General features: G+C 72.2%; 15 protein-coding genes. 10 read left to right on the forward strand and 5 right to left on the reverse strand.

Annotated features, from left to right (window positions below):
• Positions 1–52: 52 nt before the first annotated feature.
• The gene (argS, locus tag ACFVIU_RS10775; RefSeq protein ID WP_385841922.1) at positions 53–1,825 is read left to right on the forward strand and encodes an arginine--tRNA ligase; all 1,773 of its coding nucleotides are present in this window, start codon (positions 53–55) and stop codon (positions 1,823–1,825) included.
• 28 nt (positions 1,826–1,853) lie between these two features.
• On the opposite strand, the gene ACFVIU_RS10780 is transcribed toward argS, so the two are convergent.
• Positions 1,854–3,143, reverse strand: coding sequence for a helix-turn-helix domain-containing protein (locus ACFVIU_RS10780; RefSeq protein ID WP_385841924.1), 1,290 nt, complete (start codon positions 3,141–3,143; stop codon positions 1,854–1,856).
• 193 nt (positions 3,144–3,336) lie between these two features.
• On the opposite strand from ACFVIU_RS10780, the gene ACFVIU_RS10785 reads away from it, so the two are divergent.
• Entirely contained in the window at positions 3,337–4,020 is a 684-nt protein-coding gene (locus ACFVIU_RS10785) for a hypothetical protein (protein ID WP_385841925.1), read from the forward strand.
• On the opposite strand, the gene ACFVIU_RS10790 is transcribed toward ACFVIU_RS10785, so the two are convergent.
• The gene (locus ACFVIU_RS10790; protein ID WP_385841926.1) at positions 4,017–4,967 is read right to left on the reverse strand and encodes a helix-turn-helix transcriptional regulator; all 951 of its coding nucleotides are present in this window, start codon (positions 4,965–4,967) and stop codon (positions 4,017–4,019) included. The genes ACFVIU_RS10785 and ACFVIU_RS10790 overlap by 4 nt on opposite strands.
• Positions 4,968–5,040: 73 nt before the next feature.
• Here ACFVIU_RS10790 and ACFVIU_RS10795 point away from each other — a divergent pair, with 73 nt between their 5' ends.
• The gene (locus tag ACFVIU_RS10795) at positions 5,041–5,430 is read left to right on the forward strand and encodes a VOC family protein (protein ID WP_385841928.1); all 390 of its coding nucleotides are present in this window, start codon (positions 5,041–5,043) and stop codon (positions 5,428–5,430) included.
• On the opposite strand, the gene ACFVIU_RS10800 is transcribed toward ACFVIU_RS10795, so the two are convergent.
• On the reverse strand, positions 5,427–6,182 hold the full coding sequence (locus ACFVIU_RS10800; protein WP_385841929.1) for an alpha/beta hydrolase: 756 nt from the start codon (positions 6,180–6,182) through the stop codon (positions 5,427–5,429). The two genes, ACFVIU_RS10795 and ACFVIU_RS10800, sit on opposite strands and share 4 nt — an antisense overlap.
• Positions 6,183–6,453: 271 nt before the next feature.
• On the opposite strand from ACFVIU_RS10800, the gene ACFVIU_RS10805 reads away from it, so the two are divergent.
• A complete protein-coding gene (locus ACFVIU_RS10805; RefSeq protein ID WP_385841931.1) occupies positions 6,454–7,956 on the forward strand; it encodes a class I adenylate-forming enzyme family protein in 1,503 nt (500 codons plus the stop codon).
• Between the two features lie 11 nt (positions 7,957–7,967).
• On the opposite strand, the gene ACFVIU_RS10810 is transcribed toward ACFVIU_RS10805, so the two are convergent.
• Complete coding sequence (locus ACFVIU_RS10810; protein ID WP_385841932.1) at positions 7,968–8,369, reverse strand: ATP-binding protein; 402 nt, start codon at positions 8,367–8,369, stop codon at positions 7,968–7,970.
• A 113-nt stretch (positions 8,370–8,482) separates the two neighbouring features.
• On the opposite strand from ACFVIU_RS10810, the gene ACFVIU_RS10815 reads away from it, so the two are divergent.
• Together ACFVIU_RS10815 and ACFVIU_RS10820 are read left to right on the forward strand one after the other, a co-directional pair.
• Positions 8,483–9,301, forward strand: coding sequence for a Scr1 family TA system antitoxin-like transcriptional regulator (locus ACFVIU_RS10815; RefSeq protein WP_385841933.1), 819 nt, complete (start codon positions 8,483–8,485; stop codon positions 9,299–9,301).
• Positions 9,298–9,543 (forward strand): DUF397 domain-containing protein, encoded by a 246-nt coding sequence (locus ACFVIU_RS10820; protein WP_385841934.1) that lies wholly within the window; start codon positions 9,298–9,300, stop codon positions 9,541–9,543. The genes ACFVIU_RS10815 and ACFVIU_RS10820 overlap by 4 nt, the downstream gene beginning before the upstream one ends.
• Here ACFVIU_RS10820 and ACFVIU_RS10825 read toward each other — a convergent pair.
• Positions 9,536–11,077 (reverse strand): FadD3 family acyl-CoA ligase, encoded by a 1,542-nt coding sequence (locus tag ACFVIU_RS10825; protein WP_385841935.1) that lies wholly within the window; start codon positions 11,075–11,077, stop codon positions 9,536–9,538. The genes ACFVIU_RS10820 and ACFVIU_RS10825 overlap by 8 nt on opposite strands.
• Before the next feature lie 86 nt (positions 11,078–11,163).
• On the opposite strand from ACFVIU_RS10825, the gene ACFVIU_RS10830 reads away from it, so the two are divergent.
• Genes ACFVIU_RS10830 through ACFVIU_RS10845 form a run of 4 tightly spaced genes read left to right on the forward strand, consistent with a single transcriptional unit; the run spans position 11,164 to position 14,519 of the window.
• Positions 11,164–12,324, forward strand: a complete 1,161-nt coding sequence (locus ACFVIU_RS10830; RefSeq protein ID WP_385841936.1) for a lipid-transfer protein — start codon at positions 11,164–11,166, stop codon at positions 12,322–12,324.
• Between the two features lie 7 nt (positions 12,325–12,331).
• Complete coding sequence (locus tag ACFVIU_RS10835) at positions 12,332–12,742, forward strand: Zn-ribbon domain-containing OB-fold protein (protein ID WP_385841938.1); 411 nt, start codon at positions 12,332–12,334, stop codon at positions 12,740–12,742.
• Entirely contained in the window at positions 12,724–13,515 is a 792-nt protein-coding gene (locus ACFVIU_RS10840) for an enoyl-CoA hydratase/isomerase family protein (RefSeq protein ID WP_385841939.1), read from the forward strand. Before ACFVIU_RS10835 ends, ACFVIU_RS10840 begins: the two co-directional genes overlap by 19 nt.
• A 35-nt stretch (positions 13,516–13,550) precedes the next feature.
• On the forward strand, positions 13,551–14,519 hold the full coding sequence (locus tag ACFVIU_RS10845; RefSeq protein ID WP_385841940.1) for an alpha/beta fold hydrolase: 969 nt from the start codon (positions 13,551–13,553) through the stop codon (positions 14,517–14,519).
• The last annotated feature ends 78 nt before the right edge of the window (positions 14,520–14,597 follow it).

The raw sequence follows: 14,597 nt of genomic DNA on the forward strand, positions 1-14,597 counted from the left end.
GGGATACTGGCTGGGACTATCCATTCCCACGAGGAGAACGGCACCCATTCCTATGGCCTCGGTCACGTCCCTCAGCGATTCCGTCCAGCAGCACCTCGCGTCCGCCCTCTCGGCCACCCTGCCGGAGGCCGCCGGCGCGGACCCGCTGCTGCGACGAAGCGACCGGGCCGACTACCAGGCCAACGGCATCCTGGCGCTGGCCAAGAAGGCCAAGGCGAACCCGCGGGAGCTGGCGACGCAGGTCGTCTCCCGGGTGGTGACCGGTGACGAGCTGATCCAGGACGTCGAGGTCTCCGGCCCCGGCTTCCTGAACATCACGATCGCGGACCGGGCGATCACCGCGAACCTGGCCGCGCGGTACGCGGACGAGTCCGGCCGCCTCGGTGTGCCGACCGCCGCCGCCCCGGGCACCACGGTGATCGACTACGCCCAGCCGAACGTGGCGAAGGAGATGCACGTCGGTCATCTGCGGTCGGCGGTGATCGGCGACGCGGTGGTGCAGCTGCTGGAGTTCACCGGCGAGACCGTGGTCCGCCGGCACCACATCGGCGACTGGGGCACCCAGTTCGGCATGCTCATCCAGTATCTGGACGAGCACCCGCACGAGTTGGACCACAAGGCCGACGCGGTCAGCGGCGAGGAGGCGATGTCCAACCTCAACCGCCTCTACAAGGCCGCGCGGAAGCTGTTCGACTCCGACGAGGAGTTCAAGACGCGGGCCCGGCGCCGGGTGGTCGACCTCCAGGCGGGCGAGCCGCGGACGCTGGCCATGTGGCAGAAGTTCGTGGACGAGTCGAAGATCTACTTCTACTCGGTCTTCGAGAAGCTGGACATGGAGATCCGGGACCCCGACATCGTCGGCGAGTCCGGGTACAACGACATGCTGGCCGAGACCTGCCGGCTGCTGGAGGAGTCGGGCGTCGCCGTCCGCTCCGAGGGCGCCCTCTGTGTCTTCTTCGACGACGTCAAGGGCCCGGACGGCAACCCGGTGCCGCTGATCGTGCAGAAGTCGGACGGCGGCTACGGCTACGCGGCGACCGACCTGTCGGCGATCCGCGACCGCGTGTTCAACCTGAAGGCGAACTCGCTGCTGTACGTGGTCGACGTGCGTCAGTCGCTGCACTTCAAGATGGTCTTCGAGACGGCGCGCCGGGCCGGCTGGCTGGGCGACGACGTCACGGCGCACCAACTGGCGTTCGGCACGGTGCTCGGCAAGGACGGCAAGCCGTTCAAGACCCGTGAGGGCGAGACGGTCCGGCTGGAGGACCTGCTGGACGAGGCCGTCGAGCGGGCCACGGCCGTGGTCCGGGAGAAGGCCGAGAAGGTGGGCCTGACCGAGGACGAGATCACCGAGAACGGCCGGTACGTCGGTATCGGCGCGGTGAAGTACGCGGACCTGTCCACCTCTGCGGTCCGGGACTACAAGTTCGACCTGGACCAGATGGTCTCGCTGAACGGCGACACGTCCGTCTACCTCCAGTACGCGTACGCCCGGATCCAGTCCATCCTCCGCAAGGCCGGCGAGGCCCGCCCCGCCGCCCACCCGGAGCTGGCGCTGGCCCCGGCGGAGCGTGCGCTGGGTCTGCACCTGGACCAGTTCGCGGAGACGGTCCTGGAGGTGGCGGCGGCCTACGAGCCGCACAAGCTCGCCGCGTACCTCTACCAGCTGGCCTCGCTGCTGACGGCGTTCTACGACCAGTGTCCGGTGCTGAAGGCGGAGACCCCGGAGCAGGTGGAGAACCGGCTGTTCCTGGTGGACCTCACGGCCCGCACCCTGCACCGGGGCATGGCCCTGCTGGGCATCCGGACGCCCGACAAGCTCTGACGCTCACCGGCTCACCGACGGCCCGCTCTCACTGCGAGGGCGGGCCGCTCGCGTCGGCGCCGGGGTAGGGCTGCCAGGCGCCGGCGCCGTCGGCGCCGTTGTACCAGTAGGCCTTGTCGCCGCGCATGGCGACGGTGCGGAACGGCTGTCCGTGGTCGTCGATCCGGGTCCTGCCCTGCCGGTCGCCGCTGCTCCAGGTCAGTTCGAGGTACCAGCCGACGTCGTGGCTGTTCGTGCTCGCGTCGATGTCGAGCACCTCGGGGTCGTCGACGGACACCTTGTAGGGGAAGTTCGTCGTGCCCCCTTCGCCGGGCATCGGGCGGGGGTTGGCGGACGGGGAGTCGAGGTCCACGGCGAAGGAGGCGGGGTTCAGACCGCCGCCGCACCCGGCGCCCATCATGTAGGCGTTGCCCGTGGGGGCCGTACGGCTGCTGGTGGTGACCACGCGGAGGGTGTGCAGGACGACGGGCCGGCTGCTGGTGCCCTGCACGGTGACCTGGAGCCGCAGATGTCCGGCCGGTACGGCGTGCAGCGCGGCGGCCCAGCCGTCGGTGGCCTGGCTCGCCGGGGGCGGGGGCACGCTGCGCGGCCCGCTGTTCAGCAGGAACCACTGGTCGCAGGGGCTGTCCCAGTTGTTCGTCAGGACGTTCACGTGGAAGGGCGGCGCGGAGTCGGCGGCCGTGGTGCGGCGGGCCGGTGGCTCGGTGCGGGCGGAGGGGGACGGCGTCCCGGCACCGGCCGAGGCGGACGGCGATGCCGTGGTCCGGCGGGGGGCGGTCGGCGTCGGGTGGGTGGCGGGGTGGCGTTCGGCCGCCTGCGCGGAGGCTCCCCGGGTCTCGCCGGAGGCCGCCGCCGTACCCGACTCCGGCGTGAACCGAGTGGCTGCGGCGGCTGCGGCGGCGCAGAGGACGACGGCGGCCGCGGCCACGACGGCCGTCCGCCGGCGCGGCAGCATGCGGGGCCGCGGAGGGAGGTCGGTGACCGGATCGGCCGGTACGACGGCTGCGTCGGCATCGGCGTGTTCGCCGCCCCGGGTGTCGGCGTCGGCCGGGCGGGGTGTCTCCGCCGCTCTTCCCCGGGCGGCGTCCGCCAGGATCCAGCGGCGGTGCAGCTCCACCAGTTCCTCGGGGGTGGCCCCGCACACCCGGGCGAACCGCTCCAGCGGGGCGTACTCGTTCGCCACCGTGGTGCCGTTGCAGTACCGGTGGAGCGTCGAGGTGCCGACGTGCAGCCGCTTGGCGAGCATGCCGTAGCTGCGGCCGGACCGCTCCTTCAACGCGAGCAGCAGTGCCGCCAGTTCCCGGGACTCGTCCGCCATCGCCTCTCCCCCACCGTCCCGGAACGGCGTTCCAGGCCCCGATGTTTCCCCAGTTCAGACGGGGTGGAACCGTTTCAGGGTTCCAACTCCCCAGCCAAGTATGGCGGCTGGGACGGATCGTCCCGCACGGTTCGGTCATCGGCCGGTTCACCCGATCCGGCCCCGGACGAACCACCAACGGGAGAAGCACCTCATGTCCATCCGACGCGTCCTCACCACCACGGCCACCCTGGCCCTCGGCTCCCTCGCCCTCATCGCCTGCGACCCGAACTCCGCGGCGGGCGCCGCCCCCACCGCCGCCAAGACCGGCGGAACGCACACGACCGCGCCCACGGCCGCCGCCACGGTGGCGGCCACGGTCGCGGCGAAGACCCCGGCCGCCGCCCCGAGGACGCACGGCGGCACCACGTCCCACACGGCGCCGTCCGGATCGGGCAAGAGCACGGGCACGGGTGCGGGCACGGGGACGGGGACGGGCGCGAGCACCCATCCCGCGCTGTGCCGGGCGGGCCAGCTGACCCTCACCGCCGCCCCGGTCGCCCAGCCGCTGAACCACCTGCTGATCACCGCCAAGAACACCAGCGGCGTCCCCTGCGACCTCGGCATCATCGGCCAGGTCAGCTTCGACGGCCGGGTCCGGGCCACCCCGCCCGGCGGGCTCGGCGGCGGCCCCAACATCCTGCGCCCCGGCGTCTCGAACTACGAGGGCGTCGCCCTCGACCAGCAGGACGCCCCGGGCAAGGGCAGCGCTGTCTCCTCCCTGACCGTGAAGCTGGACAGCGGCGACACCGTGCGCATCCCGGTGAAGGCGTACGTCCACGCCCCGCACATCTCGGTCTGGCAGCCGAACGCGGCCGACGCCCTCTCCGCCGCCTAACCGTTCTCGTCGGCAAGCTCCCGGACCCGGTCCAGCAGGGCCTGCCGTACCTCGTCCGGGGCGAGGACGCGCACCGGCGTGCCCAGGCCGAGGAGGTAGCGGGCGAGGCCGTCCGGGTCGGGGCCGCCGATGTCCACGAGGGTGGCGTCGGGGCCGTCGGGCCGGTGGGTGCCCACGGTCGCGGGGACGAGCCGCAGCGCCTGCTCCAGGGGGAGCGGGAGGCGGACGGTCGCGGTGAGCGGGTACGGCCCGTTGGCGATGTTCCGGGAGACGAGGTGCGCGGGGTCGGGCGGGTCGGTGATCTCCACGGGCCGGCCGGTGGGGCGGAGCCGTTCGACCCGGTCGGCGCGGAAGGTGCGCCACTGCCCCCGGTCGACGTCCCGGGCGACGACGTACCAGCGGCGTCCGGTGTGCACCAGCCGGTAGGGGTCGACGTCCCGGACCGTGGCCCGCCCCTGCCCGTCGGTGTACGACAGCCGGGCCCGCTCACCGGCCCGGCAGGCGGCCGCCAGCTCCAGCAGCTGCCCGGGGCGGATGGCGGCGCCGTCCGCGCCGGGCAGCCGTACGAAGGTGTCGTCCAGCTCGCCCAGCCGGTCGGCGATCCGGCGGGGCAGTACCTGGCGGAGCTTCAGCAGCGCGGACAGCGCGGCCTGGTCGCCGCCGAGGGCGCCGCTCAGCGCGGCCTCGCGCAGCCCGACGGCCACGGCCAGCGCCTCCTCGTCGTCGAGGATCAGCGGCGGTACGCGGGAGCCGGCCCGGAGCCGGTAGCCGCCCCAGGGTCCGGCCTCGGAGTCGACGGTGTAGCCGATCTCCCTCAGCCGTGCGACGTCCCGGCGGACCGTGCGGTCGGTGACGCCCATGCGGCCGGCCAGTTCGGCGCAGGTCCAGGAGGGCCGGGCGGACAGCAGGGACAGCAGCCGCAGCAGGCGGGCGGAGGCGGCGATCACACCGGGAAGTCTGGCACGGCAACCGAGCCAACCAGGACCGGAACTGTCCTGGTCTCGTCCTACTGTCTCCCTCATGACCACGGACACCACTTCCACCGCGCCCGTCTTCCGCTACGCCGCCGTCACCTTCGACTGCGCCGACCCGGCCGAACTCGCCGCCTTCTACGGCGCCTTGCTCGGCCAGCCCGTCCTGTACGCCACCGACGACTTCGTCCTCCTCGGCCGGGAGGGCGCCCCCGGCCTGGGCTTCAACCGGCTCGCCGACTACCGCCGCCCGACCTGGCCGGACCCGGCCCAGGAGAAGCAGGCGCACCTGGAGTTCGGCGTGGACGACCTGGCCGCCGCCGAACGGCACCTGCTCCGACTCGGCGCGACCAAGCCGGACTTCCAGCCGGACCCCGACCGCTGGCGGGTACTGCTGGACCCGGCCGGTCACCCCTTCTGCATCACGACCCTCGTCTAGACGAGATGCCGGGCGAGGAAGCGGGCCGCGCTGTCGGACTCGAACCTGGGCAGTTCCTTGTGCCGGCCCGTGTTGACGTGCAGTGACTTCACCGGCGAGGCGAAGGCGTCGAACAGTGCCAGACCGGCCTCGCGGGGGATGTGCTCGTCGTCCCACTGCATGTCGAACTCGACCGGGACCGTGATCCGCCGCGCCTGCTCGGCCAGCGCGTCGGGCCAGTGCAGCCCGAACACGGCGGCGGTGATCCGCTGATCCTGCGCCACGAACGGCACACCGATCGCGGTGCCCATGTTGAGCCCGTAGTAGCCGACCGGCCCGTCGGCGCCGATCTCCGGGAGTTCCTGGAGGGCGTCCAGGGTCGCCCGCCACTCGGGTACGGCGCGTTCGGCGAGGTGGGCGTTGTAGCGGACGACGACCGGGCCTTCCGGCTCGCCCGCCTCCCGCGCGGCGAACAGCGCGTCGGTCTCGCGCTCGTCGTGCGCCGTACGCGGCCCGTCACCGTGTCCGGGCGCGTCGATACAGGCCACATGGAAACCGAACCCGGCCACGAGGAGCCGCGCCCGCCCGGTCATCGCCGGCCACCTCTTGTGCGTGCCGCCGCCGTGGCCCAGCAGGACCAGGGGTGCGCGCCGAAGCCCGCCCACGCGGTCCCCCGCGGGGGACCAGAGAAGGCCGGGGATGTCACCGACGGTGAACTCGCGCTCCAGGACGCCGTCCGAGGTCGTCTGCGCGGTGAACTGAAGAGTATTCATGGCGTGTCGCCTTTCGAGAGTGCCTGACTGCGGGGCACTCCCGGCGACGCCTACGTCAGTCGCCCGACCATGAGACAAGGGGGAGCACCCTCACACGAACTGCGTTCACGGGTCTCACCTCCTCGGTCGGGTTCCACGGCCACCCGAAAGCTAGCAGCGGGCTCATCGGTGCGCCCACTCTTTTTCCGGCTGGCGCGGAACGGGGTGGGCGTGCACCTCCTATGGGAGACTTTCGGACGGTCTGTACCACCTAGGCGTGGGAGGTGGCGGGGTGTCCGCTCAGTACGTCACCCGCCTGTTCGAGGCGCTCGACCGGTACGCGGAGCGGCCTGCGGTCGTCTTTCAGGGGGCCGAGCTGTCGTTCGGGATGGTCAGGGACGGGGCCTACCGGATCGCGCGGGCCATGGGTGAGCTGGGGGTTCGGCGGGGGGACGGGGTCGCGTGTGTGAGTGGGAACCGGCCGGAGGTGTTGCTGGTCCGGCTGGCGGCCCATCTTCTGGGGGCCCGGATGACCACCGTGGTGATCGCCCCCGACACCCATGGGCTGGCCCATGTCCTGCGGGACTGCGATCCGGCGGTGGTGGTGTACGACTGCCCGGTGCCCGCCGTCGGAAGGCCCGCCCTGTCGTTGGGGGAGCTGATGGAGCGGGCCGCTTCCGAGGCGGCCGATCCGGTGCCCGTGCTCGCCGAGGACGACGACATCGCCCGGGTCATGTACACCGGTGGCACCACCGGACTGCCCAAGGGTGTGGCGTCACGGTTCCGCGCCCTGGGTGCGCGGACCGCGTGGGCCCGCACGGACAGCGGCTTCGAGGAGCTGGTGTTCGTCTCCGCGACCTCGCTGGCGTATCGGGCGGGCGGACGGTGTCTGGAGCATCTGCTGTCCGGGCGGCGCGTGGAGATCCTGCCGGAGTTCTCGCCCCAGGAGTTCGCCGCCGCCTGCCGCCGCGCCGGGACCGCCGCGACCTACCTCTCGCCGACCCAGATCTACCGGCTGCTCGAACACCCCGACACCCGGGACGGGATCCGCGAGTTGGTGTCGGTCAGCTACGGCAACTCCAGCATCCACCCCGCGCGGCTCGCCGAGGCCCTCCGCCGGTTTCCCGGCGCCGCGTTCCGCCAGGGCTACGGCACGAGCGAGACCGGTGTCATCGCCCGGCTGACGCCGGAGGACCACGCCGCCGCCCTGGACGGGAAACCGGGCCTGCTCGGCTCCGCCGGCCGCCCCCTGCCCGGCGTCGACGTCGAGATCCGCGACCCCGAGCGGAAACCACTGCCCACCGGCCGGGCAGGGGAGGTCTGGGTCCGGTCCCCGGCGATGATGGACGGCTACTGGAACCGCCCCGACCTCGACGCCGAAGCCTTCGACGGCGACTGGCTGCGCACCGGTGACATCGGCCGCCTGGACGCCGACGGCTACCTCCACATTGTCGACCGCCTCAAGGACATGGTCGTCGTGGAGGGCCGCAACATCTACAGCGGCCCCGTCGAGGCCGCCCTCACCCGCCATCCCGCCGTCGCCGAGGCCGCCGTCGTCGGCCGCGACCACCCCAGGACCGGCGAGGAGGTCGTCGCGTTCCTCGTCCCCGCCCCCGATCACTCCCCCAGCCAGGAGGCGGCGGCCGAGGCGTGCGACCTGGTGGTGGAGGCGCTCGCTCCGGCCCACCGGCCGACGACCGTACGGTGGCTGGCCGCAATGCCGTTGACACCCACCGGCAAGACGGACAAGCGGGCTCTTCGCCGTCGCCTGGAGGACGAGACCGGGACGGGGTGATCCGCGCGGGTTCAGGACAGCCCGAACTCGCACCACACCGCCTTCCCCGGCCGCCGCTCCCCCACCCCCCACTTGTCGGCCAGGGCCGCGACCAGCAGCAGACCCCGGCCGCCCTCGTCCTGTTCCTCCGCGACGACAGGGGTGCCGGGGCCGCTGTCGTGCACCTCCACCCGTACGACCGTGCCGTCGTATCCCAGCCGCAGCAGGAACCCCCGCCCCGGCGGCACCCCGTGCAGCACCGCATTCGTGGCCAACTCGCTCACGCAGAGCGACACGTCGCCGCTCCGCTCCCAGGCCGAGAGTCCCCAGTAGTGCAGCGACCACTCCGTGAACCGCCTGGCAGCGGGGACCGAGCGGCGGGCGCGGCCGTAGTACTGGTCGCGTTGGAAGGGGAGTTCAATGTGCTCATTCACGGGGCGAATGTCGCGCAGGGTAACTAGCCTGGATCAGTACGTGATCCCGTACAGATTGTTTGTACGGGTTCGTGCGGGGTGGTGTTCGGACAGGTGTGGGGAGTTCAGCAGGCATGACGCCTACACGGAGGAAGAACCAGTCGGCCACGAAGATGTTGGGCCGTCAACTGGCGGCGGCTCGGCGGGCGAAGGGGTTGAGCCAGGCGGGTCTGGCCCATGTCCTGCACATCAACGAGGAGACGCTGGCCAGCATCGAGCAGGGCCGACGCCCGCTGAAGCAGGACATCGCCGAGCAGTGCGACGAGTACCTGGATACGAAGGGGACGCTGGCGGCGGGTGTGGCCAACCTCCCCGAGATCGACCAGTTCCCTCTGTGGGCCGAGGAGTACATGGACCAGGAGAAGGTCGCCATCACGCTGTCCTGGTACGACAACGCCGTCATCCCGGGTCTGCTCCAGAACGAGGCGTACGCCCGTGCCGTCCTGCGCAATCGCGTTCCGGCGTACGAGGACGAGGAACTGGAGAAGACGCTCCGGCTGCGGCTCGACCGCCAGGAGATCCTGCACCGCAAGAACCCGCCGACGCTGAGCTTCGTGGTGTGGGAACCCGCGCTCCGCGTCAGGATCGGCAGCAGGGAGATCCGCAAGAACCAGCTGCGCTCGCTGCGCGAAGCGGCCGAACTCCCTTCCGTCTCACTCCAGGTGCTGTCGCTCGACAGCCCCCTTCACGCGGGTCTCGACGGTCCCTTCGCCCTCTTCGAAACCCCGGACCACCAGCACCTCGCCTACACCGAGTCGCAGCGCGGCAGCCAGTGGGTCTCCGACCCGGAAGAGGTGTCTCGCCTGACGCGCAAGTATGCGATGCTGCGGACACAGGCCCTGACTACCCCGGAATCAAAGGGCCTGCTCGACCGCCTACTAGGAGAGCAATGAGCACCGAAGCGCTTCAGTGGTTCAAGTCGACCTACAGCGGCAGCGAGGGCGGCGCGTGCCTCGAAGTCGCCGTCACCTGGCGGAAGTCGAGCTACAGCAGCGACGAGGGCGCCGCATGCGTGGAAGTCGCCACCTGCCCCCACTCCATCCACATCCGCGACTCCAAGCAGCACCCCTCCTCCAGCCCCACCCTCACCCTCGACCCCGCCACCTGGGCCGCCTTCACCTCTTCCCTCAAGTGAGGCCCCTCAGGACCCCCTTCACCACCTTCCCGCTCGCGTTTCTCGGCAGCTCGGGGACGAATTCCACCGCCCTCGGCACCTTGTAGTTCGCCATCTCGCGGCGGGACCAGGCGATCAGGTCGTCGGCGGTGAGGACGGAGCCCGCGCGTCGGACCACGTACGCCTTGGCGACCTCGCCGAGGCGTGGGTCGGGGATGCCGATCACGGCGGCCTCGCGCACATCGGGGTGGGCGGACAGCCGTTGCTCTATCTCGGCGGGGTAGGCGTTGAAGCCGCCGACGATGAACATGTCCTTGATGCGGTCGGTGACGCGCAGGTTGCCGGAGGGGTCGAGGACGCCGACGTCGCCGGTGTGCAGCCAGCCGTCGGCCGAGACGGCTTCCCGGGTCGCCCGGTCGTCCTCGTGGTAGCCGCGCATGACGTTGAAGCCCCGGACCAGGATCTCGCCGGTGTCCTCGGCGACCCGCACCTCGGTGCCGGGGATAGGGCGGCCGGAGGTCGTGGCGATCACGGAGGGGTCGTCGCCCCGGCGGCACATCGTGACGATGCCGGACGCCTCGGAGAGGCCGTACGCGGTGAGGACCGTGCCGATGCCGAGTTCCGTGCGCAGGCGTTCCACCAGGGTGAGAGGGACCACCGACGCGCCGGTGACGACCAGGCGGAGGCCGGCCAGGTCGTGGGCGGCGCGGGAGGGGTGGTCGAGGAGGGACTGGAGGAGGGCCGGGGGGCCGGGGAGGACGGAGACGCGTTCCGTGGCGATGTTGGCGAGGGCGGTGTCCACGGTGAACACCGGCTGCGGGATCATCGTCGCCCCGCGCATCAGACAGGCCAGCACGCCCGCCTTGTAGCCGAAGGTGTGGAAGAACGGGTTGACGATGAGGTAGCGGTCGGTGCGGCGGAGGCCGGCCAGGTCCGCCCAGATGTCGTAGGCGCGCAGGGTCTGTGCATGGGTGATCATCGCGCCCTTGGGGCGGCCCGTCGTACCGGAGGTGTAGACGATGTCCGAGAGGCTGTCGCCCTTCAGCTCGGCCGCGCGCGACCGGACTTCAGCCGTCGGTATCGCCGAACCGCCCGCCAGGAACTCCTTCCAGGTGCAGTAGTCGGCGGGCGCGTCCCCAGAGAGCACCACCACGCGCTTCAGCCCCGGCAGCCCCTCCCCCATCGCCCTGCGCAGGGAGGCCACGTAGGACGTGCCCAGGAAGGTGCCGGTCACGAAGAGCAGCCGGGCCCCGCTGCGGCGCAGCACGTCGACGGCCTCCGGGCCCTTGAAGCGGGTGTTCAGCGGGACCAGGACCCCGCCCGCCGTCACCGCGCCGAGGGCCGCGACGATCCAGTCCAGGGAGTTGGGGGCCCAGACGGCGGCCCGGTCGCCGGGGCGCAGCCCGGTCGCGAGGCAGGCGGCGGCCGCCCGTTCCACCCGGGCGCCCAGCTCGGCGTAGCTGATCCTGGTGCGGCCGTCGACCACCGCCTCGGTGTCCGCGTACCGCTCGGCGGACCGGCGGACCAGGTCCGCGATGGTGTTCCACTCGGCCATGGCGGACCTCCCCGTCCCCGCATACCTGACGACTCGTCAGATTAGCGGTAACCTGACGTGCTGTCAGGTCGGGGAAGGGGGCCACCATGGCGGCGGACGGCACGGGGTTGAAGGACGCCACCGCGATCGTCGGGATCGGGCAGACCGCGTTCGCGAAGCACCTCCCCGAGGACGAGCGGACGCTCGCCTGCCGGGCCGTGCTCGCCGCGCTGGAGGACGCGGGGATAGCACCCGGCGAGGTCGACGCGCTCGCCTCGTACACCATGGAGGAGACCGACGAGGTGGAGCTGGCGAAGGCGGTCGGCTTCGGGGACCTGACCTTCTTCGGCAAGGTGGGGTACGGGGGCGGGGGGTCCTGTGCGACCGTCGCGCTGCTCGCCGCCGCCATCGCCGCCGGGCAGGCGACCGTGGGGGTGGCCTGGCGGTCCCGGAAGCGCGGCAGCGGGCCCCGGCCGTGGACGAACACCACCGTGCAGCTGCCCACTCCGGCCCAGTGGACGCGGCCCTTCGGGCTGCTCCGCCCGGCCGACGAGATCGCCATACTCACCCGCCGCTATATGCACGAGTACGGCGCCACCCGCGACCACCTCTTCAACGTGGCCCTCGCCTGCCGCAACCGGGCCAACCAGAACCCGGCCGCCGTGATGTACGACCGGCCGCTGACCCGGGAGATGTACATGACCTCCCGGTGGATCAGCGAGCCGCTGTGCCTCTTCGACAACTGCCTGGAGACGGACGGGGCGCTGGCGTGCGTCGTGGTCGGGCGGGAGCGGGCCCGGGACTGCCGTCAGCGGCCCGTGTACGTGCACTCCGCCGCGCAGGGCCTGCCCGCCCAGCACCACGGGATGGTCAACTACTGGAGCGACGACCCGCTCACCGGGCCCGCCTGGACCGCCGCCCGGCATCTGTGGAAGCACGCCGACCTCACGCCGGAGGACGTCGACGTGGCGCAGATCTACGACGCGTTCACCGCCCTGGTCCCGCTGTCCCTGGAGGGGTACGGCTTCTGCGGCCGGGGGGAGGGCGGCGCCTTCACCGAACAGGGGGCGCTGGAGATCGGCGGGCGGCTGCCCCTCAACACCGGCGGGGGCGGACTGAGCGAGGCCTATGTGCACGGCTTCAACCTGATCAACGAAGGGGTGAAGCAGCTGCGCGGGACCAGCACCGCGCAGGTGCCGGGCGCCACCGCCTGCCTGGTCACGGCGGGCGAGGGCGTGCCCACCTCCGCGCTGCTGCTGAGGAGTTGAGACGAGCATGCTGCGTCCGGTCACCGACCCCGACGGCGCCCCCTTCTGGGAGTACGCCGGCCGGGGTGAACTGCGCGTCCAGGTCTGCGGCGACTGCGCCGAGCCCCGCTTCCCGCCCCGGCCGTGCTGCCCGCACTGCCAGTCCTTCGCGAGCGAGTGGCGGCCGGTGTCGGGGCGCGGGCGGGTGTGGTCGTACGTGGTGCCGCATCCGCCGCTGCTGCCGGACTACGCGGCGCAGGCGCCGTACAACGTGGTCGTGGTGGAGCTGGAGGAGTGGCCCCGGATACGGCTCGTGGGGAACGTCGTGGCGCGGGCCGGGGACCGGCTGGACTCCGTCGCCCCGGGGCGGATCCGGATCGGGGCGCGGGTGCGGGCCGTGTTCTGCGACGGGCTGCCGCAGTGGGTGCTGACCTCGTGAGCGCGGGCGTGCGGGTCAAGGCCGACCAGGAGTCCGGGGTCGCCGTGGTCACCCTGGACCGGCCGCACCGGCTCAACGCCATCGACCTGGAGACGGCCGGGGAACTCCGTGAGATCTGGCGGGGGTTGCGGTTCGAGGACGCCGTGCGGGCGGTGGTGCTCACCGGGGCCGGGGAGCGGGCCTTCTGCACCGGGATCGACCGGGGGGCCGTGGTGCCGCAGCCCTCGTCGCCGTACATGCTGGACGATCCGATGCTGACCGTCGGACCGAAGGCGAACGGGCTGTGGAAGCCGGTCGTGGCCGCCGTGTCCGGGATGGCCTGCGGCGGGGCGTTCTACCTGCTCGGGGAGTGCGAGTTCCTGGTCGCCGACACCACGGCCGTCTTCTTCGACCCGCACACGACGTACGGCATGGTCAGCGCGTACGAGTCCATGCTGATGGCGCAGGTGCTGCCGCACGGGGAGGCGGCCCGGACGGCGCTCATGGGGACGGCGGAGCGGATATCCGCCGCACGGGCCCATGCCGTCGGGCTGGTCACGGAACTCACCGAGCCCGGCGGGGCGTTGGCGGCCGCAACCGCCGCCGCCGGGGTCATCGCGGGGTATCCGGCGGAGGCCACCCAGGGCACCGTGCGGGCGCTGTGGGCCGCCCGGGAGGCCGCCCTGGCAGCGGCGTTCGCGCAGGCCCCGCACCTCATCGCGCTGGGGAATCTGCCGGGCGGGCTACAGGCTGAGCTGTTCGAGGGACGCCGGCGCGACTTCAGGTTGCGTTAGCAATTAGATGTACTACTCAAGCGTATGCTCAGTGCATGGTTGAACATCGCATGATCGACGTGAACGGCATCCGGCTGCACATCGCGGAGGAGGGCGAGGGACCGCTCGTCGTGCTGCTGCACGGCTTCCCCGAGTCCTGGCACTCCTGGCGCCACCAGTTCGGCCCGCTGGCCGCCGCCGGCTTCCGGGTCGTCGCCCCCGACCAGCGCGGATACGGGCGCAGCGACCACCCCGAGGACGTGGACGCGTACAGCATCCTGCACCTCGTCGGCGATGTGGTCGGGCTGGTGCACGCCCTCGGCGAGCAGCAGGCGTTCGTCGTCGGGCACGACTGGGGGGCGCCGGTGGCCTGGCACACCGCGCTGCTGCGGCCCGACGTGGTGCGCGGAGTGGCCGGGCTGAGCGTGCCGCCGCCGTTCCGCGGGGAGCGGCCGCCGCTGAAGACCATGCAGGAGGCGTTCGGCGGGCGGTTCTACTGGAACTACTTCGCCCGTCCCGGGGTCGCCGACGCCGAGTTCGGCAAGGACACCCGCACCGCCCTGCGCAAGATGTTCTACTCCGCCTCCGGCGACGCCCCGGACGCCGGCCGCCCCGACGCGGCCTTCGTCGGCGACCTGGAGCGGGGCTGGCTCGCGGACATGACCGACCCGGAGGTGCTGCCGGACTGGCTCACCGAGGACGACCTGGACCAGCTCACCGAGAGCTACTCCCAGGGCTTCACCGGCGCCCTGAACTGGTACCGCAACCTGGACCGCAACTGGGAGCTGACCAGCCCCTGGCACGGCGCGGTCGTCAGCCCGCCCGCGCTGTACATGTACGGCGACCGTGACCTCGTCCCGGCGTTCCCCGGCACCCCCGAACTGATCGCGCAGCTGCCCCGGTTGATGCCGAACCTGGTCCGCGACCCGATCGTGCTGCCGGGCTGCGGCCACTGGACCCAGCAGGAGCGTCCCGCCGAGGTGAACGCCGCGCTGATCGAGTTCCTGACCGGACTGCGGGACTGACCCGTACCGGTCCCCGGTTGCCCGCCGGGAGCGTCTGGCGGGTGGCCGGGGGCGGGGGTAGCGTCGGGGCTGGACGGC

The organism is Streptomyces sp. NPDC127190 (genome assembly GCF_042672505.1).
In the GTDB taxonomy this organism is placed as follows: Bacteria; Actinomycetota; Actinomycetes; order Streptomycetales; family Streptomycetaceae; genus Streptomyces.

Excerpts from the sequence above, each read along its gene's own strand:
- ACFVIU_RS10800 (WP_385841929.1), bottom strand. The coding sequence starts at position 6,182 with ATGAATACTCTTCAGTTCACCGCGCAGACGACCTCGGACGGCGTCCTG.
- argS (WP_385841922.1), top strand. The coding sequence starts at position 53 with ATGGCCTCGGTCACGTCCCTCAGCGATTCCGTCCAGCAGCACCTCGCG.
- ACFVIU_RS10785 (WP_385841925.1), top strand. The coding sequence starts at position 3,337 with ATGTCCATCCGACGCGTCCTCACCACCACGGCCACCCTGGCCCTCGGC.
- ACFVIU_RS10835 (WP_385841938.1), top strand. The coding sequence starts at position 12,332 with ATGCTGCGTCCGGTCACCGACCCCGACGGCGCCCCCTTCTGGGAGTAC.
- ACFVIU_RS10815 (WP_385841933.1), top strand. The coding sequence starts at position 8,483 with ATGACGCCTACACGGAGGAAGAACCAGTCGGCCACGAAGATGTTGGGC.
- ACFVIU_RS10845 (WP_385841940.1), top strand. The coding sequence starts at position 13,551 with ATGGTTGAACATCGCATGATCGACGTGAACGGCATCCGGCTGCACATC.
- ACFVIU_RS10780 (WP_385841924.1), bottom strand. The coding sequence starts at position 3,143 with ATGGCGGACGAGTCCCGGGAACTGGCGGCACTGCTGCTCGCGTTGAAG.
- ACFVIU_RS10825 (WP_385841935.1), bottom strand. The coding sequence starts at position 11,077 with ATGGCCGAGTGGAACACCATCGCGGACCTGGTCCGCCGGTCCGCCGAG.
- ACFVIU_RS10795 (WP_385841928.1), top strand. The coding sequence starts at position 5,041 with ATGACCACGGACACCACTTCCACCGCGCCCGTCTTCCGCTACGCCGCC.
- ACFVIU_RS10830 (WP_385841936.1), top strand. The coding sequence starts at position 11,164 with ATGGCGGCGGACGGCACGGGGTTGAAGGACGCCACCGCGATCGTCGGG.
- ACFVIU_RS10820 (WP_385841934.1), top strand. The coding sequence starts at position 9,298 with ATGAGCACCGAAGCGCTTCAGTGGTTCAAGTCGACCTACAGCGGCAGC.